At 60.8% G+C, this 23,856-nt stretch carries 28 protein-coding genes, 1 pseudogene and 1 riboswitch; of the genes and pseudogenes, 12 read left to right on the top strand and 17 right to left on the bottom strand.

What is annotated here, in order from left to right; translation table 11 throughout:
* Position 1 precedes the first annotated feature (1 nt).
* Positions 2 to 496, top strand: coding sequence for an NADH-dependent FMN reductase RutF (gene rutF / locus AA74_RS0118410; RefSeq protein WP_023292823.1), 495 nt, complete (start codon positions 2 to 4; stop codon positions 494 to 496).
* Positions 497 to 517: 21 nt separating this feature from the next.
* Positions 518 to 1,840: a pyrimidine utilization transport protein G gene (gene rutG / locus AA74_RS0118405; protein WP_021240809.1), complete on the top strand. Its 1,323-nt coding sequence runs from the start codon at positions 518 to 520 to the stop codon at positions 1,838 to 1,840.
* 73 nt (positions 1,841 to 1,913) lie between these two features.
* On the opposite strand, the gene AA74_RS0118400 is transcribed toward rutG, so the two are convergent.
* The 4 genes from AA74_RS0118400 to AA74_RS01000000122305 all read right to left on the bottom strand — a co-directional run bounded on the left by AA74_RS0118400 (position 1,914) and on the right by AA74_RS01000000122305 (position 3,979).
* Entirely contained in the window at positions 1,914 to 2,435 is a 522-nt protein-coding gene (locus AA74_RS0118400) for a GNAT family N-acetyltransferase (protein ID WP_025912981.1), read from the bottom strand.
* 6 nt (positions 2,436 to 2,441) lie between these two features.
* Positions 2,442 to 2,711, bottom strand: a complete 270-nt coding sequence (locus AA74_RS0118395) for a DUF1778 domain-containing protein (protein WP_008499829.1) — start codon at positions 2,709 to 2,711, stop codon at positions 2,442 to 2,444.
* 61 nt (positions 2,712 to 2,772) lie between these two features.
* Positions 2,773 to 3,690 carry a DMT family transporter gene (locus AA74_RS0118390; protein ID WP_025912980.1) on the bottom strand — a complete coding sequence of 306 codons (918 nt, stop codon included), beginning with the start codon at positions 3,688 to 3,690 and terminating at the stop codon, positions 2,773 to 2,775.
* A gap of 118 nt (positions 3,691 to 3,808) precedes the next feature.
* Positions 3,809 to 3,979: a general stress protein gene (locus AA74_RS01000000122305; protein ID WP_013097201.1), complete on the bottom strand. Its 171-nt coding sequence runs from the start codon at positions 3,977 to 3,979 to the stop codon at positions 3,809 to 3,811.
* Positions 3,980 to 4,370: 391 nt separating this feature from the next.
* On the opposite strand from AA74_RS01000000122305, the gene wrbA reads away from it, so the two are divergent.
* Together wrbA and AA74_RS0118375 are read left to right on the top strand one after the other, a co-directional pair.
* Positions 4,371 to 4,967, top strand: a complete 597-nt coding sequence (wrbA, locus tag AA74_RS0118380) for an NAD(P)H:quinone oxidoreductase (protein ID WP_008499831.1) — start codon at positions 4,371 to 4,373, stop codon at positions 4,965 to 4,967.
* A gap of 20 nt (positions 4,968 to 4,987) precedes the next feature.
* On the top strand, positions 4,988 to 5,215 hold the full coding sequence (locus tag AA74_RS0118375; RefSeq protein WP_008499832.1) for a YccJ family protein: 228 nt from the start codon (positions 4,988 to 4,990) through the stop codon (positions 5,213 to 5,215).
* Between the two features lie 35 nt (positions 5,216 to 5,250).
* On the opposite strand, the gene agp is transcribed toward AA74_RS0118375, so the two are convergent.
* A complete protein-coding gene (gene agp, locus AA74_RS0118370) occupies positions 5,251 to 6,492 on the bottom strand; it encodes a bifunctional glucose-1-phosphatase/inositol phosphatase (protein WP_025912979.1) in 1,242 nt (413 codons plus the stop codon).
* A 152-nt stretch (positions 6,493 to 6,644) separates the two neighbouring features.
* On the opposite strand from agp, the gene AA74_RS0118365 reads away from it, so the two are divergent.
* Together AA74_RS0118365 and AA74_RS0118360 are read left to right on the top strand one after the other, a co-directional pair.
* Entirely contained in the window at positions 6,645 to 7,088 is a 444-nt protein-coding gene (locus AA74_RS0118365) for a helix-turn-helix domain-containing protein (protein ID WP_008499834.1), read from the top strand.
* Between the two features lie 125 nt (positions 7,089 to 7,213).
* The gene (locus AA74_RS0118360) at positions 7,214 to 8,008 is read left to right on the top strand and encodes an SDR family oxidoreductase (protein ID WP_025912978.1); all 795 of its coding nucleotides are present in this window, start codon (positions 7,214 to 7,216) and stop codon (positions 8,006 to 8,008) included.
* Between the two features lies 1 nt (position 8,009).
* On the opposite strand, the gene AA74_RS0118355 is transcribed toward AA74_RS0118360, so the two are convergent.
* A complete protein-coding gene (locus tag AA74_RS0118355) occupies positions 8,010 to 8,369 on the bottom strand; it encodes a helix-turn-helix domain-containing protein (protein ID WP_008499836.1) in 360 nt (119 codons plus the stop codon).
* Between the two features lie 100 nt (positions 8,370 to 8,469).
* Between AA74_RS0118355 and AA74_RS0118350 the strand changes: the two genes are divergently transcribed.
* Entirely contained in the window at positions 8,470 to 9,219 is a 750-nt protein-coding gene (locus AA74_RS0118350; RefSeq protein ID WP_021240816.1) for an SDR family oxidoreductase, read from the top strand.
* Position 9,220: 1 nt separating this feature from the next.
* On the opposite strand, the gene AA74_RS0118345 is transcribed toward AA74_RS0118350, so the two are convergent.
* Positions 9,221 to 9,724: a DedA family protein gene (locus tag AA74_RS0118345; protein ID WP_021240817.1), complete on the bottom strand. Its 504-nt coding sequence runs from the start codon at positions 9,722 to 9,724 to the stop codon at positions 9,221 to 9,223.
* Positions 9,725 to 9,883: 159 nt separating this feature from the next.
* A riboswitch (M-box (ykoK) riboswitch) is annotated at positions 9,884 to 10,053 on the top strand.
* Between the two features lie 60 nt (positions 10,054 to 10,113).
* Between AA74_RS0118345 and AA74_RS0118340 the strand changes: the two genes are divergently transcribed.
* Positions 10,114 to 11,115, top strand: coding sequence for a magnesium transporter (locus tag AA74_RS0118340; protein WP_021240818.1), 1,002 nt, complete (start codon positions 10,114 to 10,116; stop codon positions 11,113 to 11,115).
* An 85-nt stretch (positions 11,116 to 11,200) separates the two neighbouring features.
* Here the strand turns inward: AA74_RS0118340 and hpxK are convergent, their stop codons facing one another.
* From hpxK to hpxU, 7 genes are all read right to left on the bottom strand, one after another.
* A complete protein-coding gene (gene hpxK / locus AA74_RS0118335; RefSeq protein ID WP_025912977.1) occupies positions 11,201 to 12,430 on the bottom strand; it encodes an allantoate amidohydrolase in 1,230 nt (409 codons plus the stop codon).
* A complete protein-coding gene (locus tag AA74_RS0118330) occupies positions 12,427 to 13,668 on the bottom strand; it encodes an alanine--glyoxylate aminotransferase family protein (protein ID WP_025912976.1) in 1,242 nt (413 codons plus the stop codon). Before AA74_RS0118330 ends, hpxK begins: the two co-directional genes overlap by 4 nt.
* Positions 13,669 to 13,681: 13 nt before the next feature.
* The gene (locus tag AA74_RS0118325; protein ID WP_025912975.1) at positions 13,682 to 14,419 is read right to left on the bottom strand and encodes an amino acid ABC transporter ATP-binding protein; all 738 of its coding nucleotides are present in this window, start codon (positions 14,417 to 14,419) and stop codon (positions 13,682 to 13,684) included.
* Positions 14,400 to 15,056: an amino acid ABC transporter permease gene (locus AA74_RS0118320; protein ID WP_014883296.1), complete on the bottom strand. Its 657-nt coding sequence runs from the start codon at positions 15,054 to 15,056 to the stop codon at positions 14,400 to 14,402. Before AA74_RS0118320 ends, AA74_RS0118325 begins: the two co-directional genes overlap by 20 nt.
* Positions 15,056 to 15,721 (bottom strand): amino acid ABC transporter permease, encoded by a 666-nt coding sequence (locus AA74_RS0118315; protein WP_023327067.1) that lies wholly within the window; start codon positions 15,719 to 15,721, stop codon positions 15,056 to 15,058. Before AA74_RS0118315 ends, AA74_RS0118320 begins: the two co-directional genes overlap by 1 nt.
* A gap of 4 nt (positions 15,722 to 15,725) precedes the next feature.
* Positions 15,726 to 16,508, bottom strand: coding sequence for a transporter substrate-binding domain-containing protein (locus tag AA74_RS0118310; RefSeq protein ID WP_023311064.1), 783 nt, complete (start codon positions 16,506 to 16,508; stop codon positions 15,726 to 15,728).
* Between the two features lie 191 nt (positions 16,509 to 16,699).
* The gene (gene hpxU / locus AA74_RS0118305; RefSeq protein ID WP_025912974.1) at positions 16,700 to 17,539 is read right to left on the bottom strand and encodes a MurR/RpiR family transcriptional regulator HpxU; all 840 of its coding nucleotides are present in this window, start codon (positions 17,537 to 17,539) and stop codon (positions 16,700 to 16,702) included.
* Between the two features lie 142 nt (positions 17,540 to 17,681).
* On the opposite strand from hpxU, the gene hpxW reads away from it, so the two are divergent.
* From hpxW to hpxZ, 4 genes are read left to right on the top strand one after another with little or no spacing between them, the layout of a single operon-like run.
* Positions 17,682 to 19,265 (top strand): oxamate amidohydrolase, encoded by a 1,584-nt coding sequence (gene hpxW / locus AA74_RS0118300; protein ID WP_025912973.1) that lies wholly within the window; start codon positions 17,682 to 17,684, stop codon positions 19,263 to 19,265.
* A 10-nt stretch (positions 19,266 to 19,275) separates the two neighbouring features.
* Positions 19,276 to 19,464: an oxalurate catabolism protein HpxX gene (gene hpxX / locus AA74_RS0118295; protein WP_025912972.1), complete on the top strand. Its 189-nt coding sequence runs from the start codon at positions 19,276 to 19,278 to the stop codon at positions 19,462 to 19,464.
* Positions 19,461 to 20,858, top strand: coding sequence for an AtzE family amidohydrolase (locus AA74_RS0118290; RefSeq protein ID WP_025912971.1), 1,398 nt, complete (start codon positions 19,461 to 19,463; stop codon positions 20,856 to 20,858). The genes hpxX and AA74_RS0118290 overlap by 4 nt, the downstream gene beginning before the upstream one ends.
* The gene (gene hpxZ, locus AA74_RS0118285; protein ID WP_025912970.1) at positions 20,855 to 21,241 is read left to right on the top strand and encodes an oxalurate catabolism protein HpxZ; all 387 of its coding nucleotides are present in this window, start codon (positions 20,855 to 20,857) and stop codon (positions 21,239 to 21,241) included. The genes AA74_RS0118290 and hpxZ overlap by 4 nt, the downstream gene beginning before the upstream one ends.
* Positions 21,242 to 21,356: 115 nt before the next feature.
* Here hpxZ and puuE read toward each other — a convergent pair whose 3' ends face one another.
* From puuE to AA74_RS0118270, 3 genes and pseudogenes are all read right to left on the bottom strand, one after another.
* Positions 21,357 to 22,289 carry an allantoinase PuuE gene (gene puuE, locus AA74_RS0118280; RefSeq protein WP_025912969.1) on the bottom strand — a complete coding sequence of 311 codons (933 nt, stop codon included), beginning with the start codon at positions 22,287 to 22,289 and terminating at the stop codon, positions 21,357 to 21,359.
* Positions 22,174 to 23,045 (bottom strand): annotated as a pseudogene (gene hpxA, locus AA74_RS0118275) (allantoin racemase). Before hpxA ends, puuE begins: the two are co-directional and overlap by 116 nt.
* Entirely contained in the window at positions 23,045 to 23,761 is a 717-nt protein-coding gene (locus AA74_RS0118270) for a GntR family transcriptional regulator (RefSeq protein ID WP_025912968.1), read from the bottom strand. The pseudogene hpxA and the gene AA74_RS0118270 overlap by 1 nt, the downstream one beginning before the upstream one ends.
* Positions 23,762 to 23,856 lie beyond the last annotated feature (95 nt).

Below are 23,856 nucleotides of genomic sequence, written 5' to 3'. Positions count from 1 at the left end.
CATGACGACACCGGATAAGCAAACCTTTCGCGACGCCATGGCCTGCGTTGGCGCAGCGGTGAACATCATCACCACCGACGGCCCGGCGGGGCTGGCAGGCTTCACCGCCAGCGCGGTGTGCAGCGTTACGGATTCACCGCCCACCCTGCTGGTGTGCCTGAACCGCGGCGCGTCCGTCTGGCCGACGTTCAGCGAAAACCGCACCCTTTGCGTGAATACCCTCAGCGCCGGACAGGAGCCGCTCTCAAACCTGTTTGGCGGCAAAACGCCAATGGAAGAACGCTTCGCCGCCGCCCGCTGGCAAACGGGCGACACGGGCTGTCCGCGTCTGGAGGATGCGCTGGCCTCGTTTGACTGCCGCATCAGCCAGGTGGTGAGCGTCGGCACCCATGACATTTTGTTCTGCGACATCGTTTCGATTATTCGCCACCCGGCGCCGCAAGGGCTGGTGTGGTTTGACCGCGGCTACCACGCGCTAATGCGACCCGCCTGTTAAGGCGCTCTAAGGAGACAGACCATGTTCGGATTTCCCCACTGGCAGTTGAAATCGACCTCCACAGAAGCTGGCGTGGTCGCGCCGGATGAACGCCTCCCGCTCGGGCAGACGATGGTGATGGGCGTCCAGCACGCGGTCGCCATGTTTGGCGCCACGGTGCTAATGCCGATGCTGATGGGACTCGATCCCAACCTCTCGATTCTGATGTCCGGTATCGGCACCCTGCTGTTCTTTTTTGTCACCGGCGGGCGCGTGCCCAGCTATCTGGGATCCAGCGCCGCCTTTGTCGGCGTGGTGATCGCCACCACCGGGTTTAACGGCCAGGGAATCAACCCCAACCTGAGCGTGGCCCTCGGCGGCATCATCGCCTGCGGTCTGGTGTATACCCTGATTGGTCTGGTGGTAATGAAGATCGGCACGCGCTGGATCGAACGCATGATGCCCCCCGTCGTCACCGGCGCGGTAGTAATGGCGATCGGTCTGAACCTTGCGCCGATTGCGGTGAAAAGCGTCTCCGGCTCGCCGTTTGAAAGCTGGATGGCCGTCGTGACCGTGCTGTGCATCGGTCTGGTGGCGGTCTTTACGCGGGGCATGATCCAGCGGCTGCTGATCCTGGTCGGGTTGATTGTCGCCTGTCTGGTATATGCCCTGCTGGCAAACGTTTTTGGTCTCGGCAAGCCGGTTGATTTTACGCTGCTGCATCAGGCCGCCTGGTTCGGCCTGCCGAAAGTGACCTCCCCCACCTTTAACACCCAGGCGATGATGCTTATCGCCCCCGTCGCCGTTATCCTGGTGGCGGAAAACCTGGGTCACCTGAAGGCGGTCGCGGGGATGACCGGACGCAGCATGGACCCGTATATGGGCCGCGCGTTCGTCGGCGACGGGCTGGCGACCATGCTCTCCGGTTCCGTGGGCGGCAGCGGCGTTACCACCTATGCCGAGAATATCGGCGTGATGGCGGTGACCAAAGTCTATTCGACGCTGGTCTTCGTGGCGGCGGCGGTGATGGCGATGCTGCTCGGCTTCTCGCCGAAATTCGGCGCGCTGATCCATACCATTCCGTCACCGGTCATCGGCGGGGCATCAATCGTGGTGTTTGGGCTGATCGCCGTGGCCGGCGCGCGGATCTGGGTGCAGCATCGGGTCGATCTCAGCCAGAACGGCAACCTGATTATGGTGGCCGTTACGCTGGTGCTGGGCGCGGGCGATTTTGCCCTGACGCTGGGCGGGTTTACGATCGGCGGGATTGGCACGGCGACCTTCGGCGCGATCCTGCTTAACGCCCTGCTGAGCCGCCGGATGGCTGCGGCCCCGCAGGGCGAGGTGGTGCGTCAGGAGTCGTGAAATCTCAATGTCGGGTGACGGCGATGCCTTACCCGACCTTTATGTTCGCTAAGAACACCTTTATGTCAGGCAATCACGCCTGCTCAAACAGTCGTTCGATAGATTTTGTAGGAAAGAAAAGAGAATGGCTGTTTTCAACCGTCAGCGGAATAAAGCCCTGCTTCAGATAAAATTGTTTTGCCTGGTCGTTGAGTGCATCAACAAATATTCCGTGTACACCCACCGCCTGCGATGCCAGATAGACAACCCGCATGGCATGCGTGACGAGCGTCGTTCCCCACTCCAGCCCCTGTAAGTCTTTATGTATCGCCAGGCGCCCCAGCGTTACGCTCGGTACGTTGCTATAAGGGATTCGACGCTGCTGAGTCTTAGAAGGCAGCATCGCTTTTTCAAAGCAACTACCAGACAACGTGTAATAGCCCAGGACTCGCGGACCATCGCGATCTTTAAGCAAATAGCCTCGCAAAATACGCCCATTGTGCTGACGCACCAGATGTTCTGTGAGGAAGACATTTAGCGAGGGTTCACCACAATCGAAGTCCCTGAAATTATAGTCTTTTCCCTCTGAAAACATTTCGATCGTGAGATTGTCCACGACGCTTCACTCCATGTTTCGAAGACGTTTTGCCGCTCGCTTCAGGCGTTCATTTGGCTCTGGTGGATTGTCGATGGCATCCATCACCGCATTCCAGGATGCTTCGTTTAATACGAGACGGCGGTGCTGCTCGATGACTTCCGCTGCCCGCTCTGACGCACTGTTCACCATAAACTGGGTGATCGTTTGATTCGTCATCGCTGCCGCTTCTTCAATCATTGTTTTGTCTTCGTCCGTTAAGCGAAGATCGATACGCTGTTTTTTCAGTGCTGGCATGGTTTACTTCACCGTGTACGGTATTTATCCGTACACATCGTAGATAAACCCGTCTGTTTTTTCAATCTAAACCTTCTTCAGCAGTCATGTCGCTCACCGGGTTCCGACGCTTTCTGAGCTTCAACTCGCTCACCAACACCCCGGCGACAATAAACGCCGCGCCCACCAGGGCCAGCAGCGGCAGACGTTCCCCGGCCAGTCGCCCGAAAATGCCCGCCCAGACCGGCTCGCCGGTGTAGATGACCGTTGCCCGCGTTGGCGATACGCTGCGCTGCGCCCAGTTCATGGTGACCTGGATAATGGCGCTGAAAATCCCCAGCCCCAGCGCCACCACGACCAGGCCCGTGGACATCGGCGGCACGGACTCTCCTGCCGGAACCATCGTCGCAAAGGCCACCAGCGACGCGGTCGCGAGCTGCACCACCGTCACCCGTTTGACGTCGACTTTGCCCGCCCAGGCGCTGATCAGAATAATTTCCGCCGCAATGGCAATCGCCCCAATCAGGGTGATGATTTCACCCTGTCCCAGCGCCAGAAGATTGTTTTCCGGCCCGGCAAGCAAAATCAGACCGATAAACGCCAGCACGATGCCAATACAGGACATCAGACCCGGCAGCCGCCCCAGGCACAGCCATTGCAGCAGCGGCACCAGCGGCACATACATGGCAGTGATAAACGCGGATTTGCTGCTGGAGATGGTCTGCAATCCCCACGTCTGCAGGCTGTAGCCCATGGCTATCGCCACCCCAATCGCCACGCCCGCCTTAAGCTCTTTCAGCGTCAGACCCCGCAGCGTTTTAAGAGATATTAGCCCCACGGCTAACGCCGCCGTCGCAAAGCGAAGGCCGACAAAGAAGAACGGATCGCTGAGGGTCACCGCGTACTGAACGGCCAGAAACGTCCCGCCCCAAAACATGGTGATGAGAATGAGGATGGCTTCCTGTGGTTTTACGGAGAATTTAAAGCGTGAGACAGACATGCGGCACCAGCAAATGAGAACAATTCTATAGTGTGCGTTGCCTTTGGTTACAGTTCAATGTTGCAGAAATAAAAAAACCGCCGGGGGAAACCCGGCGGCAGGGAGTCAACCCGGCGAATTACTTATTACCGCCATGGCTGTTTTTCCCCCCTTTCTTGCCAGCCTCAGATGCGCGCTGAGGGTCATTTTTAAAATTCCCCCCGCTATGCTGGCCACCTTTACGGCCTGCTTCTGATGCTCTTTCACGGTCTTCTGCGAAATTACCTGAACCACCACGATGGTTTGCCATCTCTAACCTCCAGAGTGTGAAACATTAGACATCATATTGCATTCAGTAAAAGAGGATTCTTTCACCTCGCGGCTCAAGGACAACGCCTTTATCTGTGCCGCGTGAAACTAAGCTTAGTGGAATGAGGTTATCCGGCAAGCCGAAGGTAATATCCTGCAACATGATCTCAGTCTTTCGGGTGAGATGACGCGGCGGTAATTCATAAGCCTTTCTTATCATTTTAAAAATCCGCACCGGGAAAGTTGTATCATTTTGCTACAAAGCCATTTTTCTCCTCATGTTGTTATAAATCAAATAAATGGCGTTCATTTTTGCAGTCTGGCTGTGATGACATATCTTTAAAAGAGCGCAGCGATCCGCTGTCAGAGAAACCAACGAGGAGTGAAGCAAAATGGCAAAAGTTCTGGTGCTCTATTATTCCATGTATGGACACATTGAAACCATGGCTCACGCGGTAGCAGAAGGTGCAAACAGGGTTGACGGCGTTGAGGTTGTGGTGAAACGCGTACCGGAAACCATGCAGGCAGAAGCCTTCGCGAAAGCCGGGGGAAAAACACAAAACGCCCCGGTCGCCACCCCGCAGGAGCTGGCGGATTATGATGCCATTATCTTCGGCACCCCAACCCGCTTCGGCAATATGTCAGGCCAGATGCGCACCTTCCTCGATCAAACCGGCGGACTTTGGGCATCCGGGGCGCTCTACGGCAAACTCGCCAGCGTATTCAGCTCTACCGGGACCGGCGGCGGTCAGGAGCAGACGATTACCTCAACCTGGACTACCCTTGCTCATCACGGGATGGTGATTGTGCCAATTGGCTACGGCGCGCAGGAGCTGTTTGATATTTCCCAGGTGCGCGGCGGTACGCCGTACGGTGCAACCACCATTGCCGGTGGGGATGGTTCACGCCAGCCAAGCAATGAAGAACTGTCTATCGCCCGCTATCAGGGTGAATACGTCGCGGGTCTGGCCAAAAAACTCAACGGCTAACACCCAACAGGAGGACAAGCATGCCAACTCAAGAATCCAAAGCTCACCACGTGGGCGAATGGGCAAGTTTACGCAACACCTCTCCGGAGATTGCCGAAGCTATCTTTGAAGTCGCGAAATACGATGAAAAGCTGGCCGAGCAGATTTGGGAAGAAGGCAACGATGAAGTGCTGGTGCGCGCCTTCGAAAAAACGGACAAAGACTCGCTCTTCTGGGGTGAGCAAACCATCGAACGTAAAAACGTTTAAGTGTTTCCCCCCGCCATTACGCGGGGGGTTCTCCTTTACTTCGCCGCGTTATTCATCACCGCATTGAATTTATCAACAGGACAGAAGCCGTTCGCATCCACCGGGCAGCCCTTCAGCTCCAGCGTCACGCGCTGCGCCGGAGACTGCAGCGACAGCACGCTGGCGTTGCGCAGCTGCTCTGAGCTCTGGTAGACATACTCAATTTTCATCAGCTCCTGGTTGGCATTTTTGTCATGCCAGCGCTGGAAGACAATCTTGCCGCCAATCGGGGTGCGCTCCTGCTGGTCGTGCAGCTGGTACGGTTTGAAATCGAGGGCGGTGAGCAGGGAAGCAATGTTCGAATCATGCCCCACCAGCAGGGTGATCTTAGGCGCTTTCGCCTGCTCGGTGACCAGCGTTTTATCGATATACTTCACCAGCGGTTTCGCCACGTTTTGCGCCACCTCGGTAGAGGTAAACAGCGAGTCCTGATAGCCGTTTTTCAGCTTCGACAGCACGCGCCACTGCTGGTCGGTTTTGATTTCGCCCCAGGCGACCTGGTCGGCCGGGAAGCCTTCGTAATACTGCAGCGTGAACGCGTCCACCAGCGAGTTGCCCACCTTCAGCGGCCCGGAAACGCCGGGCTCTTTTTCATAGTCGGCGCTGAAGGTATCTTTCGCGTCCGCCAGCGAGCAGACTTTTTTCTCTTTGCAGGACGGCGAGTCGGCGTAGTTGGTCATCTGCTCCAGCAGCTTGTAGCTTTCACCAAGCTGCATTTTCTGCCGCTCGGACTCCATCGCCTTGAGCGCTTTTTCGCGGAATGCCGGCGAGTTATCGGTAATCACCGGATTGAATGTCGGGTCCATGGTGCCCATTTTTTCCTGATGGTGCACGGGCACATCGCAGCCCGGGAACGCGCCGGTAATGAAGAACTGCGCGGTGGCGACGGTGCGCTGCAGGCTGTTGGCGTAAGCATAAACGCTATCCGCCGGTGGACATTCTCCCGTCTTCACCATCCCCTGCTGCGCCAGCCACTCGCGCATGTAGTGCCCCATATAGACCTCCAGCACGCCACCTTTGGTGGTGAGCCGGCCGCCCGGCACTTCCCACTCCGGCCACTGCTTCGGCGTGGACTGCTCCAGCACGCTGCCGTTATTGGCCAGCGGCGCGCGCAGGTTGTGACGGCTCATGATTAAAACTTGCTCCAGCTGATACCCTTCCGGCGTCTCTTGCGCCTGTACGCCAAACGTTGCTGAAATGGAACCGGCGACTGCCAGCGCGAGTAGTGCTTTTCTCATCCCTAATTCCTCACTCGTTTTAAAATGTCGCGTTCAGTGTGACAGGTTCGTCACAATTTTCCGGGAAGCATTTCTCAAACTGATGATTAACGTGCTTACGGAGTGTGCCAATTAGTTTTATAATAAAACCACACCCCACCGGAGAATTCGCTGTGAAACGTACCCGCCTTGAAGAGAGCACCTGCCCCGTCGCCCGTTCGCTGGATATCATCGGCGACTGGTGGTCGCTGCTGATCGTTCGCGACGCGCTTCGCGGTATTAAACGCTTCGGCGAGTTTCAGAAAAGCCTCGGTATCGCGAAAAACATGCTGACCACGCGGCTCAAGCTGCTGGTGGACGAAGGCATCCTCCGGCTTCAGCCCGCCTCCGACGGCAGCGCCTGGCAGGAATATGTCCTGACCGACAAGGGACGCGCCCTGCAAACCGTGCTGGTTGCCTTGTCCCAGTGGGGCAATGAATTTTTGTTCGCGGAAAACGAATGCGGCACCGTTCTCGTCGATAGCGAACAGCGCAAACCGCTGCGAAAACTGATGCTTATCGCCGATGACGGGCGCGAACTGACGCCTGAAGAGATCGTGGCCAAACTCCCCTCCTGAGCCCACCCGCCAGGCAAAAGCAAAAAAATCTCGCCAATGTGGTTGCATTATAAAACCAAATGGCAGAGAGTTAATTCAGTTTCATATTGAAACCAAATAACCCACTTTGCCTGAGGTAATGCATTATGACTACGCAAATCACCACCGCCCTGATCACGGGTGCCTCTTCCGGGATCGGTGCCGTCTATGCCGATCGCCTTGCCGCGCGCGGTGCCAACCTGGTCCTGGTCGCCCGCCGCGAGGATCGCCTGAAAACCCTCGCCGCCGACCTGCGCGCGCGCTACGGCGTGGCCGTCGATATTCTGGTGGCCGATCTCACCGATGAATCCGGGATCCGCGCGGTGGAAGAGGAACTGCGCAGCAATACCGCCATTGATACGCTGGTTAACAACGCGGGCACCGCGCAGATGGCGCCGTTCCTCGCGGGCGAGGTGGCGCAGCATCAGGCCATCAATACCCTCAACACCACGGCGCTGATGCGGCTGACCTACGCCATTCTCCCGCGACTGGCGCGGAACAATCGCGGCACGCTGATCAATATCGCCTCGGTGTTATCGCTCCATGTCCGTGCGGGCAGCGCGCTCTACAGCGCCACCAAGGCCTGGGTACTGAGCTTTACCCGCGGACTGCAGGAAGAATTTGCCGACAGCAACGTGCGCATTCAGGCCGTGCTGCCCGCCGCGACCGCGACGGAGATCTGGAGCCATTCTGGCGTCACGGTGGACGATCTGCCGGAAGGATCGGTGATGACCACCGACGATATGGTGGATGCGTCACTGGCGGGTCTGGATCAGGGCGAACCGATCACCATCCCGCCGATGCATGACGTCAGCCTGTGGGACCGCTACGAAGCGGCACGCCTCGAGCTGTTTATCAGCGCGCGCACCGGCATCCCGGCTCCGCGCTACGTAAAGCAGTAGCCTAACGCTCCAGCTGGTCGCCGTACTCGCTCATCCAGGCGGCCAGCGGAGAGAGTGCATCCTGCAGGGTTAACCCCAGCCCGGTAATCTGATACTCCACGCGCGGCGGGATCTCCGGGTAGACCGTCCGCGTCACCAGCCCGCGCTGTTCAAACAGGCGCAGCTGCTTCGTCAGCTCTTTCTGGGTAATGGGGGCAGCCGCCCGCAGCAGATCGCCGAAGCGGACAGGCGTGTTAATCACAATAAGACGATAAAGGATCGGGATTGCCCATTTGCCGGAAATCAGATTTACAAACTGCGTCATCGGGCAGGTATAGGCCTCAGATTTTTTTTCACAGCACTCACCCAGCATTTCTGCCATAGCACACCTCTTGCCTCGTTAGTATCCATTTGGTACCTGGTTTCCTTTCGATACTAACGTTTCTATAGTGCTTTCTCCAGTGACATTTCAGGAGAAGAACATGGGTCGTTTAACCGATAAGTATACATTGATTACCGGCGGCACCAGCGGCATCGGTCTTGCCACCGCGCAGGCGTTTATCGCCGAAGGCGCCCGCGTCGCCGTGACCGGACGCAACCCGGACACCCTCGCCGAAGCTGAGCGCATTCTGGGCGATAAGGCCTGGGTGATCCCGACCGATGCGGGCGATATCACCTCGCAAAAAGCGCTGGCGGAAACCCTCGCCGCCCGCTGGCCGCGCCTGGACGCGGTGTTTCTCAACGCCGGCGACGTGACGCACGCGCCGCTGGAAGCCTGGCAGGAAGAGGCCTGGGACCGTCTGATGAACATCAACCTGAAGGGGCCGTTCTTTTTAATCCAGGCGCTGCTGCCGCTGCTGAATAACCCGTCCTCGATAATCCTCTGCGGCTCCGTGAGCGCGCGCATCGGCCTGCCCACCAGCAGCGTGTATGCCGCGAGCAAGGCCGCCCTGCTGTCGCTGGCGCGCACGCTGTCGGCAGAGCTGCTGCCGCGCGGGATCCGCGTCAACGGCCTGAGCCCCGGTCCGGTGGAGACCCCGGCGTTTACGAAAACGGGCTTAAGCGACGAGGCGCTTAACGCGATGATGGCGGAAATCATCAAGCTGGTGCCGCTCGGCAGAATGGGCTCGACGACGGAGCTGGCAAAAGCCGCGCTCTATCTGGCCTCCGACGAGTCGAGCTACACGGTGGGAACGGAGCTGCTGGTGGACGGCGGAATGGGAAGTCTGTAATTCAAAAGGCGCTGATGCCGGTGACCGCGCCGACATACAGCGCCGCCCACGCGCAGGCGGAAAGCAGGCTGACGGCGTAGACTTTGACGGCGTTAAGCCTGAGCATCCCCGCCGCCAGCGGCACGACATAGCGCAACACCGCCAGAAAGCGCGACGTAAACAGGGCGATGACGCCGTTTTTTTGCAGCTGATGCTGAACCCGTAAAAACGTAGCGGCATGCTTCGCCGTAAAGCGCGCGACCAGCCGGGTGTGCCCCATCAGCTGGCCGATATGGTAATTCAGCATCGATCCCGCCGTCGCCCCCATCACCACGGCCAGCCACGCCAGCGCCGGGTGCATGCTCCCCTGGCTGACGGTAATGCCCGCCAGCAGCATCACCGACGCGGGCGGCAGCACGGAGGAGATCAGCACCGTCGATTTACTCAGCGCCATCACAAATAACAGCGCGAAAAGATGTGCCGGATACAGCGCAAAATGATTCAGCAGATTATCAAGCCACGCCAATTTCCTCTCTCCCGTTAATTATTTAATCCTCCATTTAAAGTGAATAAACCTAAATAAACCCTCAACATTTTATTAATAATATTTATCTAAACCGTTCTTAAACATTATTTAATTTTCTGAGCGCTAAATTTAAACAGGCGTATTATCCCTCTCGTTTTACAACGATCTCGTTATGGCGAGGCTCCTGTACAAATACACGTTATCGCTCTGGTAGGTTCGAGAGAACCGGCACAGGGTAAAACAGGCACTGTCGAATCAAGGCTTTGTCAGTATAACTTCCCTTGCGGGATACGGTGTACAGTGCTGAACCCAGGACGTGGGGATCTCCTCTTCGACATGCCCTGTCTTGCTCGCCCCTGAGAGATGTTATTATTCAAAGGGAATTCACTATGTCTTACGCTATTCACAACCAAAACCTGGCATTCAATGACAGCGCGGTCGCGCAATATATGAATACCGATTTTATCGTCCTCGATATTGCATTATGCGTGGCGCTGGCGCGCGAGCAATTCTTCAAAAAATTAAAAGACGATGATATTCCGTCGCATATTTTTATTGAAGACAATGGCCGCCTTGCGGGGATGGTTGCCGTGCGCAAGCTGCTACAGACCACAGATACCGTACAGCCAATTAAAAGCCTGATGATTTCGCAGTTTTTGCAGGTCAAACCGGAGGATGAACGTGCCGATGTTGCAGGACTGCTGGCGCACGGCGACGCAGATGTCGTGCCCGTGGTGACCCACGGCAAACTCGTCGGCTGCCTGACCGAGCGCGAAATCGCCCATCTGCTGGAAGATGACGTCACCGAAGATGCCCAGCTTCAGGGGGCGACGCTGCCGCTGGAGAAGCCCTATCTGGAAACCAGCGCCTTCAGCCTGTGGAAGAAACGCTCCGTCTGGCTGCTGCTGCTGTTTGTCGCCGAAGCCTACACCAGCTCGGTCATTCAGCATTTTGAAGAGGCGCTGGAGTCCGCCATCGCGCTGGCATTCTTTATTCCGCTGCTGATCGGCACGGGCGGCAACAGCGGGACGCAGATCACCTCCACGCTGGTGCGCGCCATGGCGCTGGGTGAAGTTCATCTGCGCGACGTGGGCCGCGTGCTGCGCAAAGAGATGACCACCTCGCTGATGATTGCCGTGACGCTCGGCATTGCCGGGTGCATTCGCGCCTGGATGATGGGGATTGGGCTGGAGATTACGCTCATCGTCAGCCTGACGCTGGTGTGCATTACGCTGTGGAGTGCGATCGTGTCGTCGGTCATTCCGATGGTGCTCAAGCGCTGCGGCATTGACCCGGCGGTCGTCTCCGCGCCGTTTATCGCGACGCTGATCGACGGTACCGGGCTGATTATCTACTTTAAGATCGCGCAATATACGCTGGGGCTGGAGTGATGTGATTCCTTGCCGGGTAGCGCTGCCGCTTACCCGGCCTACCCATCTCGTAGACCCGTGCAAGCGCAGCGCCGCCGGGCAACAATCAGATAGCACCAAGCGCTCTCACCGCCTGCCCAAATGCCTCAATCGCCAGGGCAACATCCTCAGCCATCACCGATTCCGCCGGATGGTGGCTTATCCCGCCCTTACAGCGCACAAACAGCATCCCCACCGGCCAGCGTTCCGCCAGGGCGATGGTGTCGTGCCCGGCGCCGCTGGGCAGGGATAACGAGCGCCCCTGCACCGATTCAACCGCGTCGCCCAGCAGGCGCTGCAAACGCGCATCGCACGGCGTGGCGGCGATCCGGTAAAACTCCTCGGCGCTGAAGCTCAGCCCGCGACGGGCGGCGATCGCCTGCGCCTGCGCCAGCAGTTCAGCGAGCAGCGCGTCCAGCGGGGCATCCTGCGGGCCGCGAATATCCAGCGAGAGCGCAACCTCGCCGGGGATGACGTTCACCGCGCCGGGCAGGCAGCGCAGTTCCCCGACCGTCGCTACCCGGTTGCCGCCCTGCTGCCGGGTGGTGTTTTCGATCAGCACCATCCACTCGGCGGCGGCGGCCAGAGCATCCTTACGATGACTCATCGGCACGGTACCGGCGTGCCCGGCCTCGCCGGTGAAGCGGCAGTTGAGGCGGCGCGCGCCGTTGATGGCTTCCACCACGCCCAGCGCCAGCCCTTCCTGCTCCAGACACGGTCCCTGTTCGATATGCAGTTCCAGACAGGCGCTGAAATCCTCCTGATGGCGTGCCGCGAGCGCCATGCGAGTGGGATCGAGCCCCGCCTGCACCATCGCCTGCGCCACGCTGATGCCCTGGGCATCGCACGTCTCCAGCCAGCCCTGCGGCCAGGTGCCCGTCAAACCACGGCTGCCCAGCAGGGTGATGCCAAAACGGGTGCCCTCTTCGTCGCCAAAGCCGACAATCTCGATGGCCTGCGCCAGATGCCGCCCCTGCTTGTGCAGGTTGTCCACCACTTCGATGGCGGTGAGCACCCCGAGCATGCCGTCGTAGCGCCCGGCGTTGCGTACGGTGTCCAGATGCGAGCCGAGCAGCACCGCCTGCGCCCCCTCCTGCGCGCCCTCGTAGCGTCCACAGATATTGCCCACGCTGTCCTGCCAGACGGTCATGCCCGCCTGGCGCATCCACTCCCCAACCAGCTGGTTGGCCTGGAGATGCTGCGTGGAGAGATAGACCCGCGTCAGGCCGTCCGGGGTTTCGCTGATGGCGGCCAGCGCGTCGGCGCGCGCCATCACCCGCTCTGCCGCCGGGCTCATTGCGGCGTCTCGCGACGATAGTGGTCCCACGCGGCCTGCATGGCGGCCCCCTGGGTGGTGGTGAATTTGAGGTAGTTCAGCACCGACTCCAGCGCGCTCAGGGTAGTCATCACGCAGTCCTTGCGCGCGTTGTAGCCCATGGTGCCAATGCGCCACACTTTGCCGTGCAGCGGGCCAAACGAGGTGCCGATTTCAATCCCGAAATCCTCCAGCATCAGCTTGCGCACCTGGTCGCCGTTGACGCCCTGCGGTATCACCACGCCCAGCACGTTGTTCATCTTGTGCTTCAGGTCGCCGAAGGTCTCCAGCCCCATCGCCTGAATGCCCTTCAGCAGCGCATCGCCGTGCAGCCTGTGGCGGGCGATGCCGTTATCCAGCCCCTCCTGCAGGATCAGTCGCGCGCATTCGCGAGCGCCAAACAGTGCGGTGGTCGCTTCGGTGTGGTGGTTCAGCCGCTCCGGCCCCCAGTAGTCCATCACCATGCCGAGATCGAAGTAGTTGGAGTAGATCATCTCCTCGTCGCCGTCGCGGTGGGCGTCGGTGCGAATACCCTCCTCCACGCACTTGCGGCGGCGGATTGCCTCTTCCATCCGCGCACTCAGGGTGATCGGCGACGTGCCGGACGGGCCGCCGAGGCACTTCTGCATCCCGGCCGAGACGGCGTCAAGCCCCCAGGCGTCGGTCTCCAGGGCGTTACCGCCGAGCGACGCGGTGGCATCGGTGTAAAACAGCACGTCGTAGCGGCGGCAGATCGCGCCAAGCTCGGCGAGCGGCTGCAGCATGGTGGTGGAGGTGTCGCCCTGCACGGTTAGCAGCAGGCGCGGACGAATACGCTTAATCGCATCCTCCACCTGGTCCGGGGTAAACACCTCGCCCCACGGTACTTCGATGGTATGCACCTCCGCGCGGCAGCGGCGGGCAATTTCGCACAGCAGGTGACCAAAGCGGCCAAAGACCGGCACCAGCACCTTATCGCCCGGGCGAATGGCGGAGACCAGAATGGCTTCAATCCCCGCGCGGGAGGTGCCGTCCACCAGCATCGTCCAGCGGTTTTCGGTGCGGAACACGCCGCGATAGAGCGCCATCACCTCGTTCATGTAGTGTGTCATGGCCGGATCGTACTGGCCGATCAGCTGGCTCGACATGGCGCGCAGCACGCGCGGGTCGGCGTTGATCGGGCCCGGTCCCATCAGCAGACGCTGGGGCGGGTTGATTTGCGGAAAGTGTGCGATATCCATTGTTCAGTCCTTATCAGTTGAGGCCGCGCACGGAGGAGATGAACTGCTTCAGTTCCGTGGTCTGCGGGTTGGCGAACAGCGTTTTGCTGTCGCCCTGCTCCCAGACTTTCCCCTGGTGCATAAACACCACGCGGTCGCCCACTTCGCGGGCAAAATTCATTTCATGGGTAACCAGTATGAGCGTCATCCCCTCGGCCGCCAGCTGCTCCAGCACCTTGAGCACTTCGCCCACCAGCTCCGGGTCGAGCGCGGAGGTGATCTCGTCGCAGAGTAACACTTTCGGCGACATGGCCAGCGCCCGGGCAATGGCCACGCGCTGCTGCTGGCCGCCGGAGAGGCTCGACGGGTAGTAATCCAGACGATCGCCTAAGCCCACTTTCTCCAGCATCTGCTGCGCCAGCGCCCGGCATTCGGCGGCGCTTTTCTTCAGCACCCGACGCGGGGCGAGCATCACGTTTTCCAGCGCCGTCATGTGCGGGAACAGGTTGAAGCTCTGGAACACCATCCCGACCGAGCGGCTGATTTCGCGCGCCTGGGAATCCCGGTCGGTAATGGTCATGCCGCCCAGCTTGATGCTGCCGTCCTGATAGCCTTCCAGGCCGTTGATGCAGCGCAGCAGCGTGCTTTTGCCCGATCCGCTGCGCCCGATGATGGAGATCACCTGGCCCATGTCGATATCCAGATCGACGCCCTTGAGCACGTGGTTATTACCGTAGTACTTCTGCACCTGATTAATGGTGATGAGAGGCATTGAATTTCGTCTCCAGATAGCGGCTGTAGCGCGACAGCGGATAACACAGAATAAAGTAGCCGAGCGCCACCAGCGCAAAGACCTTAAACGGCTGATAGGTTACGTTGGTCAGCATGGTCCCGGCCTTGGTCAGCTCGATAAAGCCGATAATCGATGCCAGCGCGGTGCCTTTGATCACCTGCACGGCAAAGCCGACCGTCGGCGCAATGCCGATGCGCAGCGCCTGCGGGGCGACCACGCGAAACAGGGTCTGGCCAAAGGTCAGCCCCAGACAGCGTGAGGCTTCCCACTGCCCCTTCGGCAGCGCGCGAATGCTGCCGTACCAGATATCGAGCAGAAACGCGCTGGTGTAAAACGTCAGCGCCAGCGAGGCGGCGGTCCACGGCGAAACGTCGATGCCGAACAGCGCCACGCCGAAGAAGGCCAGGAACAGCTGCATCAGCAGCGGCGTGCCCTGAAACAGCTCAATATAGCCGCGGATGATGCGCTTCACCGTGCGTCCGCCCGTCAGGCGCAGCAGCAGGAGCGGCAGCGTTACCACCGCCCCGCCGACAAACGCCACCAGCGACAGCAGCACCGTCCAGCGTCCGGCCAGCAGCAGGTTGCGAATAATGTCCCAGTCGGTAAAGGTGGTCATCATGCCTGCACCCCCAGCCATTTGCGTCCTGCCGCCATCATCAGCTGGCGCAGGGTAATCGACAGCGCCAGGTAAATCCCGGTGGTCACCAGATAAACCTCAAAGCTCAGAAACGTTCTGGACTGGATCAGGTTGGCGGCGAAGGTCAGCTCTTCATACGAGACCTGCGACACCACCGACGAACCGAGCATCACGATGATGCACTGGCTCACCAGCGCCGGGTAAATGCGCTGCAGCGCGGGCGGCAGCACCACGCGAATAAAGGTCTGCAGCCGGGTCAGCCCCAGCACGCGTCCGGCCTCCCATTGGCCTTTCGGCGTGACCTGGATGCCGGCGCGGATAATCTCGGTGCTGTAGGCGCCCAGGTTCACCACCATTGCCAATAGCGCCGCTTCCCCCGCCGTCATCTTCAGGCCCAGATTCGGCAGACCGAAGACGATGAAAAACAGCTGCACCACAAACGGCGTGTTGCGGATGATTTCCACGTACGCGCCCCAGATCCGGCTAAACCAGGTGGTGCGTCCGCTGCGGATCGCCGCCCCGACAATCCCTGTTGCCAGCCCGCCGACGGTGGCCATTACCGTCAGCTGAACGGTGACCCACAATCCCGCCAGCAGCGCCGGCCAGTGCGGCCAGAGGGCTGAAAAATCAAGTTGCTCCGTCATCGGCTCAGGCGCCAAGGTTTGCCGGCAGCGGGGCCTTCAGCCACTGCTCGGACAGGCCATTCAGCGTGCCGTCTTTAATGCCCTGCTCAATCAGCGCGTCCACTTTTGCCTTCAGGGCCGGTTCATTTTTCTTCAGGCCAATGAAGCACGGCGAGTCTTTCAGCATAAAGCTCGGGACCGGGGCTTTATCCGCGTTCTGGCGCGAAATGGCCGCCACCACGAGGTTGCCTGTTGCCACGTACTGCACCTGGCCAGAGAGGTAGGCGGAGAGCGTGGTGTTATTGTCTTCGTAGCGCTTCACGTCCGCGTCTTTCGGCGCCAGGCCGGTCAGCACCATGTCCTCCACCGCCCCGCGCGTCACGCCGATGGTTTTTCCGCTCAGCGCGGCGGCGTCCTTCAGTTCAGCCCCTTTCGGACCAAACACGCCGAGGAAGAACGGCGCGTAGGCGCGGCTGAAGTCGATTACCTTCTCGCGCTCCGGGTTTTTACCGAGGCTGGAAATGACCAGATCCACCTTATCGGTTTGCAGGTACGGCACGCGGTTGGCGCTGGTCACCGGCACCAGCTGCAGCTTGAGCTTCATCTGTTTAGCGAGATAGCGCGCCATGTCGATGTCGTAGCCCTGCGGCTGCAGATCGGTTCCCACCGAGCCAAACGGCGGGAAGTCCTGCGGAACGGCAATGCGGATGGTGCCGCGCTTCTCAATATCCTGAAGCTGGTCAGCCTTTGCCGGCAGCTGCGTGAAGAGGCATGCGGCCCCGGCCAGTGCAATTAACAGTTTTTTCATGGTGCTTCCCCGTAACGTTAACATGAAACAAAAGATTCTTTGAAGGTGATTTTGCAACTAATGTGCCAGATAAGGCGAAGCGGGGAATTTTCTATTAAAGCCTGATAAAACGCGGGCGGGGCGAAAACGCTCTCCATTTTCGCCCCGCCCTTATGCACCATTTTAATGCAAAGCACCAGCCTGATGCCCCATTATCGCTGTTCGAGTTCGTCCAGCTGCTGGTAGAGGGAGGCAATCTCGTGAATGCGCGGGCGGCCCTTATCGAGAATGTCATGCAGGAAGGCGTTCGCCAGCAGGTTGATCAGACTGTTGACCGACGAATAGCTGTCATAGGCGGAGACGCTGTCCAGCGGAGTGCAGAGCCGCCAGCTCGCCAGCGGGAACAGGCTGTGGGCCTGCGGCTCGCACATCAGCAGCACCGGAATACCGCTGCTCTGAAGCTGCTGCATCAGCGGGCGAATGATGCGCGGGCGACGGCGAAAGGCCATCATCACCACCAGATCGTCCGGCGTTAAGTCCACCAGCTCCTCGCTCAGGCTCTGGCCCGGCTGCGGCAGAACCAGCACCTGACCGCGCGCCTGCAGCAGCTGCTGGCGCAGGTGCAGCGCCGCCGGATAGGCGTTACGCATGCCGATAATGACGATGCGGCGCGCCCTGACCATGCAGGCTATGGCGTCGGCAAACTGCTGCGCGTCGAGGGCATTGACCCACTGGGTCAGGTTCGCCATCTCCTGCTTATAGTGGCGCGCCAGCAGCGTGTTGCCCTGCACCGCGTCGCGGTTATCGGTGAGCGGCATTCCGCTCTGGCGCAGGGTGCGCAGCTCGTCGCGCATGTCCTTATATTTCTCATAGCCCAGCCGCTTAAACAGACGGCTCACCGTGGCTTTCGACACCCCGCTCAGCTGCGCAAGCTCGGCGCTGTTGTAGCTAATCAGATCGTCAAAATGGTCGAATATAAAGTCCGCCACCCGCTGCTCCTGCGGCGACAGCGACGGGTATTGTGCTTTCAGACGTTCATCTAACTGTTCCATAGCGCCTCTGTAACTTTTGTTTCATTACATTGTACCTTTTTTGTATGTATTCATTATACGTGCCAGTTTACTGAAACTTTTCTTTCAGAACTGGAACAGCTTTTGCAGCACCTTGTGACTTTCAGGGTTACGAGGACGCTTCATGCAAAGTAATGTCTCCACGCACGGCATGGCCGTTGCGCCCCACAATCTTGCCAGCCAGAGCGCGCTGGCGGTGCTGCGCGAAGGCGGCAGCGCGATAGAGGCGATGGTCGCGGCAGCGGCCACCATCGCCGTGGTTTACCCGCATATGAACGGGCTGGGCGGCGATGGCTTCTGGCTTATCGTGCCGCCGGAAGGCAACCCCATCGCCATTGACGCCAGCGGCGCGGCGGGATCGCGCGCGACGCTGGCCGCCTACGATGGGCTCACGCAGATCCCCCATCGCGGACCGCAGGCGGCGCTGACCGTCGCCGGCACGGTAAGCGGTTGGGACGAGGCGCTGAAGGTCTCGCGCGAAATGACCGGCAAAACGCTGCCGCTGGCCCGCCTGCTGGCCGACGCCATTGACTATGCGCAGAACGGCACCCCGGTCACGGCCTCTCAGGCCCACGCCACGGCCAGCAAGTTCGACGAGCTGAAGGCCATCCCCGGCTTCGCGGAAACCTGGCTGGTGGACGGTAAGCCGCCGCAGGTCGGGAGCCGCTTTTACCAGCCCGCCATGGCCACGACCCTGACGCGTCTGGCGGAAGAGGGTCTCGACAGCTTTTATCGCGGCCCGCTGGCGAACGTACTGGCGCACGGCATGGAGACGCTGGGTCTCCCCGTGACGCTGGCCGATCTCAACGCCCACGCGGCCCGGCGCACCACGCCGCTGAAGCTGGAGCATCAGCAGGGAGAGATCTTTAACCACGCCCCGCCAACGCAGGGGCTGGTCTCGCTGGCGATACTCGGCATCACCGACCGCCTGAACATGGCGGACGCCGACGACGCCGACACCCTGCACCGCATCGTGGAAGCCACCAAGCTGGCCTTTGGCCTGCGCGATGCCCACATCACCGACCCGCGCGCGCTGAAAACCGATGTTCAGAAACTGCTGGATCCCGCCGCCCTGCAGGCCCTTGCCGACAGGGTTGACGACAGTCGCGCGGCGCCGTGGGGCACCGGAAAAGGCCCCGGCGATACGGTGTGGATGGGGGTGATGGACAGCAGCGGGCTTGCCGTGTCGTTTATCCAGAGCCTTTATCACGAGTTCGGCAGCGGCGTGGTGCTGCCCGATACCGGCATCGTCTGGCAGAACCGGGGCGCATCGTTCAGCCTCGATCCCGCCCATCTTCTGGCCCTCGCGCCGGGCAAACAGCCGTTCCACACCCTGAACCCGGCGGCGGCGCGTCTGAAGGACGGTCGCGTGATGGTCTACGGCTCGATGGGCGGCGACGGACAGCCGCAAACCCAGGCCGCGCTCTTTACCCGCTACGTTGTCCAGGGCGTCCCCCTGCAGGAGAGCATCACCCGCCCACGCTGGCTGCTGGGGCGCACCTGGGGGCAAACCTCAGACACCTTAAAGCTTGAAGGGCGTTTTTCACCCGAGACGGTCGCGCGCCTGCGGGCACTCGGTCACGAGGTGGAGCTATTCCCTGACTTTAGTGAAGCCATGGGCCACGCGGGCGCCATTGTTCGCCACCCCAACGGGCTGTTTGAAGGGGCATTTGACCCGCGCAGCAACGGCGCGGCCGCCGGATTCTGAGGAGAAAACAATGACGACACACCAACCCGACTGGCAGGCGTATCTTGCGCAAATGGAATCCGTACTCGGCGTGACGCTGGATGACGCCCGCCGGGCCGAGCTGCAGCTGCAGTTCAGCCGCATAGCCAGCATGGCCGCCCCGCTGATGGCGCTGCCGCTCGACGACCGTCTGGAGATCGCAGGAGTGTATAAAGCATGACGCTACACGAGATGAGTATCAGCGCGATCCAGCAGGCGCTGAGCGCGGGCGAGCTGAGCGCTCGCGAGATCGCCCGCCAGACGCTGGAGGCGATTGCGCGCGTTAATCCGCAGATCAATGCCTGGACCACCGTGACGGAAGCACGCATGCTCGCCGAGGCCGAGAACATCGACACCCTGCGCCGCGAGAAGCGCCCCCTGCCGCCGCTGGCGGGCGTGCCCTACGCGGTAAAAAATCTGTTCGACGTTGCCGGTCACACCACCCTCGCCGGGGCCGAGCTGTTCAGCCAGCGCCCCGCTGCCGCCGCCGACAGCTTCGCCGTGCGCCAGCTGCGCAGCGCGGGCGGGCTGCTGACCGGGATGGTCAATATGGACGCCTACGCCTACGGCTTTACCACCGAGAACAGCCACTACGGCGCGACGCGTAACCCGCACGATCTGACGCGCATTGCGGGCGGGTCGTCCGGCGGTTCAGCCGCCGCGGTGGCCGCCGGGCTGGTGCACTTTTCGCTCGGCACCGACACCAACGGCTCGATTCGCGTTCCGGCCTCCCTGTGCGGCATCTACGGCCTGAAGCCCACCTTTGGCCGCCTGTCGCGTTCCGGCAGCCATCCGTTTGTCGCGAGCCTGGATCATATCGGGCCCTTTGCGCGCCGCGTATGCGACCTGGCGTCCGTGTACGACGCGCTGCAGGGCCGGGACACCAGCGACGGTTTTCAGTCAGAGAGCTCGCGGGAACAGACGCGCCCCCTGCTTGACCGCGGGCTTGACGGCCTGCGCTGCGCGGTGCTCGGCGGCTACTTCACCACCTGGTGCGACGCGGACGCCAGAGACGCCGTGGCGCGGGTGGCGAAGGCGCTCGACGTGCAGGATGAGCTTCAGTTTCCTGACGCCGAGCTGGCGCGTTCCGCGGCGTTTATCATCAGCGCCTCCGAAGGGGGAAATCAGTACCTGCCCGCGCTTCGCCGGGAGCCCGAGCGTTTTGAGCCGCACTCCCGCGAACGCCTGCTGGCCGGGGCGATGATCCCTTCCGCCTGGTACATTCAGGCCCAGCGGTTTCGCGCGCAGGCACGGCAGGCGTTTCACGCGCTGTTTGCACGGGCCGACGTGCTGATTGCCCCGGCAACGCCGCGCAGCGCCACGCGGATCGGCGAGCAAACCATGGAGATTAACGGTCAGCCGCTTCCCATCCGCGCCAGCATGGGGATGCTGACCCAGCCGATTTCGTTTTTAGGCCTGCCCGTGACCACCGTTCCGCTGCGCACCGCGCAGGGCGCGCCCATTGGCCTGCAGCTGATTGCCGCGCCGTTTAACGAGCAGGCCTGCCTGCGCGTCGCGCGGGTTCTGGAAGAGAGCGGCATCACCGATGCCCGCCCGGCGGAGATAGCAGCATGATGAATCACGATGACATTAACCTCCCGTGGGTGGTTGCCGAGGTGACGGCCGCGTTTTACCGCTATGAGGACGCGCTGGTGAGCAACAACGTTGCGGTGCTGGACGAGCTGTTCTGGCACGACAAGAACACGGTGCGGCTGGGGGCGGGGGAAAACCTGTACGGGATCGATGAAATCCGCGCCTTTCGCGCGGCGCGCCCCGCCGCCGGGCTGCAGCGGACGCTGCGGCACACCATCATCACCACCTTCGGGGAGGATTATGCCGTATGCAGCACCGAGTTTACCCGCGAGAGCACGGAACGCATTGGCCGCCAGCAGCAGACGTGGGTGCGGTTTGCCTACGGGTGGCGCATTGTGGCGGCGCAGGTGAGTTTGATGGTGTAACGCTGAAAAACCTGCCCGGTGGCGCTGCGCTTACCGGGCCTACGATGTTCCGTATGCCCTGTGGGCCCTGTAGGCCGGGTAAGGCGCAGCCGCCACCCGGCAAAACATCGCACACTTACTTCTGAAACGGATGCACCTCCCGCCAGTGGTCGGCAATCTGCTGGCGGGTACAGACCCACACCCGCTCGTGCTGCTCAACGTAATCCAGGAACCGCTGCAGCGCGCGAAAACGCCCCGGTCGCCCGAGCAGGCGGCAGTGCATGCCGATGGACATCATCTTCGGCGCGCTTTCCCCCTCTTCGTACAGCACGTCAAAACTGTCCTTCAGATACGTATAAAACTGCTCGGCGGTGTTAAATCCCTGCGCGGTCGCAAAGCGCATGTCGTTCGCATCCAGCGTATACGGCACGATCAGGTGCGGTTTACGGGTGCCGTCGCTGCAGGCCACTTCCGTCCAGAAGGGTAAGTCGTCGCCGTAGTAGTCGCTGTCGTAGTCGAAGCCGCCATGCTCCACCACCAGCTGACGCGTGTTGGGGCTGTCGCGCCCGGTGTACCAGCCCGTTGGCGGCTTGCCGAACAGGTCGGTCAGAACGTGCACCGCCTTGTGCAGATGTTCGCGCTCCTGGCTGATGTCCATATTCTGATAGTGGATCCAGCGCCAGCCGTGGCTGACCACGTCGTAATCCGCCGCTTTGATCGCCTCAACAATCTCCGGGTGACGCGCCAGCGCCATCGCCACGCCAAAGACCGTCAGCGGCAGGCCGCGTTTCTGAAATTCATTGTGGATCCGCCAGAACCCGGCGCGGCTGCCGTATTCGTAGAGGGAGTCCATCGACATGTGTTTGTCCGGGTAGCTGGCCGCGCCGATGATGTCCGACAGGAACTGCTCGGACCCGGCATCGCCGTGCAGAACGTGGTTTTCCGCCCCCTCTTCATAGTTGAGCACAAACTGCACGGCGATGCGCGCCTGATTCGGCCACCGCGCGTGCGGCGGGTTGCCCGCGTAGCCGCGCAGATCCCGCGGATAATCCTGTTTGAAAAGCCCCATTGCCACCCCCAAAAATTAAAATGGATTCAATGCCTGAAAATGCCCGCTTAACGCTTTGTTCTCCGGAAACGCCAGATCCCCGTGCTTGCTGGTCGACAGCCCCAGCGCCACCAGCGATTCCACCATCTTCACCGCCGCGCTGACGCCGTCGATCACCGGCACGCGCAGCTCGCGGGTCAGCTCCTGCGCCAGGGTCGCCATGCCGCCGCAGCCCAGCACGATGGCACCGCAGCCATCCTCTTGCAGCGCCTGTATACAGCGCGCGCGTACTTTCTCCTGCGCCAGTCCGCTGCCGTCTTCCAGCGCCAGCACCGGGAGATCGATAGCGTGCAGCGCCGCGCAGTGGTCCTGAAAGCCATACTGGTGCAGCAGATGACGGGCAATGATCAGCGTGCGCGGCAGCGTGGTAACTACCGAAAAGCGCGTCGCCACCAGCGTCGCCATATGCATGGCGGCTTCCGCGATGCCGACTACCGGCCCCTGCGCCAGCTCGCGCGCCGCCAGCAGGCCCGGATCGCCAAAGCAGGCGATGACGTGACCATCCACGCCCTGCTCCCTGCCTTTTTTGATCTGTTCCAGGACACCGACGGCGGCGATGGCCTCATCGAAGTGGCCTTCTATGGACGGCACGCCCGCGCTCGGGCAGACCGCGAGGATCTCCGTCCCCGGCGCCGCCACCGCGCGGGCCGCCGCGCCGATGGTTTCCGTCATGGCGAGGCTGGTGTTGGGGTTGATCACTTGTATACAGACAGACATTACGACTCCTTGTGGCCGGCAAACAGCCGGGCAAAATCAGGCAGGCACTCGCCCGCCCGCTCGAAGCAGAGGCTGGCGACGATATGTTCAAAATGGTGCATGAGAGCATCGCTTAGTGGCTCAAGCGCCTTCTGGCGCAGCAGATCCACCAGCTGTTCATGATCGTTGCAGCGGCATCCCTGACGCCACGGCGCGCCCCAGGTGGCGATCACCAGCGAAGAACGCTGGCTCAGGCCGGTCACCATCTCCGTGAGCACCTGGTTGCCGGAGATGGCCTGCAGCTGAATGTGGAAATTGGCGGAGTGGCGAATCGCCGCCGGGCCGTCATAGGCCTCGTGCGCCTGCTGCTCCTGGCGAATGATGGCCTCCAGCGCGGCAAGATGCGGCGGCTGGCAGTGCGCCAGCACGTCCGGCAGGTTAGCGACCTCCAGAAGCGCGCGGGTGCGGAAGATGTGCCGCGCCTCTTCCACCGTCGGGCTGGCGACGTGTGCACCACGCTTGGGCGTCAGGGTGACCATTTGCACAGCGGCGAGTCGTTGAAGCACCTTGCGGATGCCCGTGCGGCTCACGCCAAACACCTCGGCCAGCGCCTCTTCCGGCAATTTGCTCCCCGGCAGCAGCTGGTGTTCGACAATCGCGGTCATCAGCGCCTGGAAGATGGTTTCGTCTTTGTCATGCTGGTCTGGCGCGGTCTGCAGGGCGTTTATGTTGTTCATTCACCACTCCGAATTTACTTTCCGTTATCGAATCGTATACATAAAAATAAAATATTGCATACAAGATTTATTATTTTGGCCTGGATCCTGCAACA

Origin of the sequence: Enterobacter sp. 5-4, from assembly GCF_000612205.1 — a bacterium.
Taxonomy (GTDB): domain Bacteria; phylum Pseudomonadota; class Gammaproteobacteria; order Enterobacterales; family Enterobacteriaceae; genus Enterobacter; species Enterobacter roggenkampii.
The sequence above is the reverse complement of the archived record's forward strand: the minus strand, read 5'-3'. Positions and strand labels throughout refer to the sequence as shown.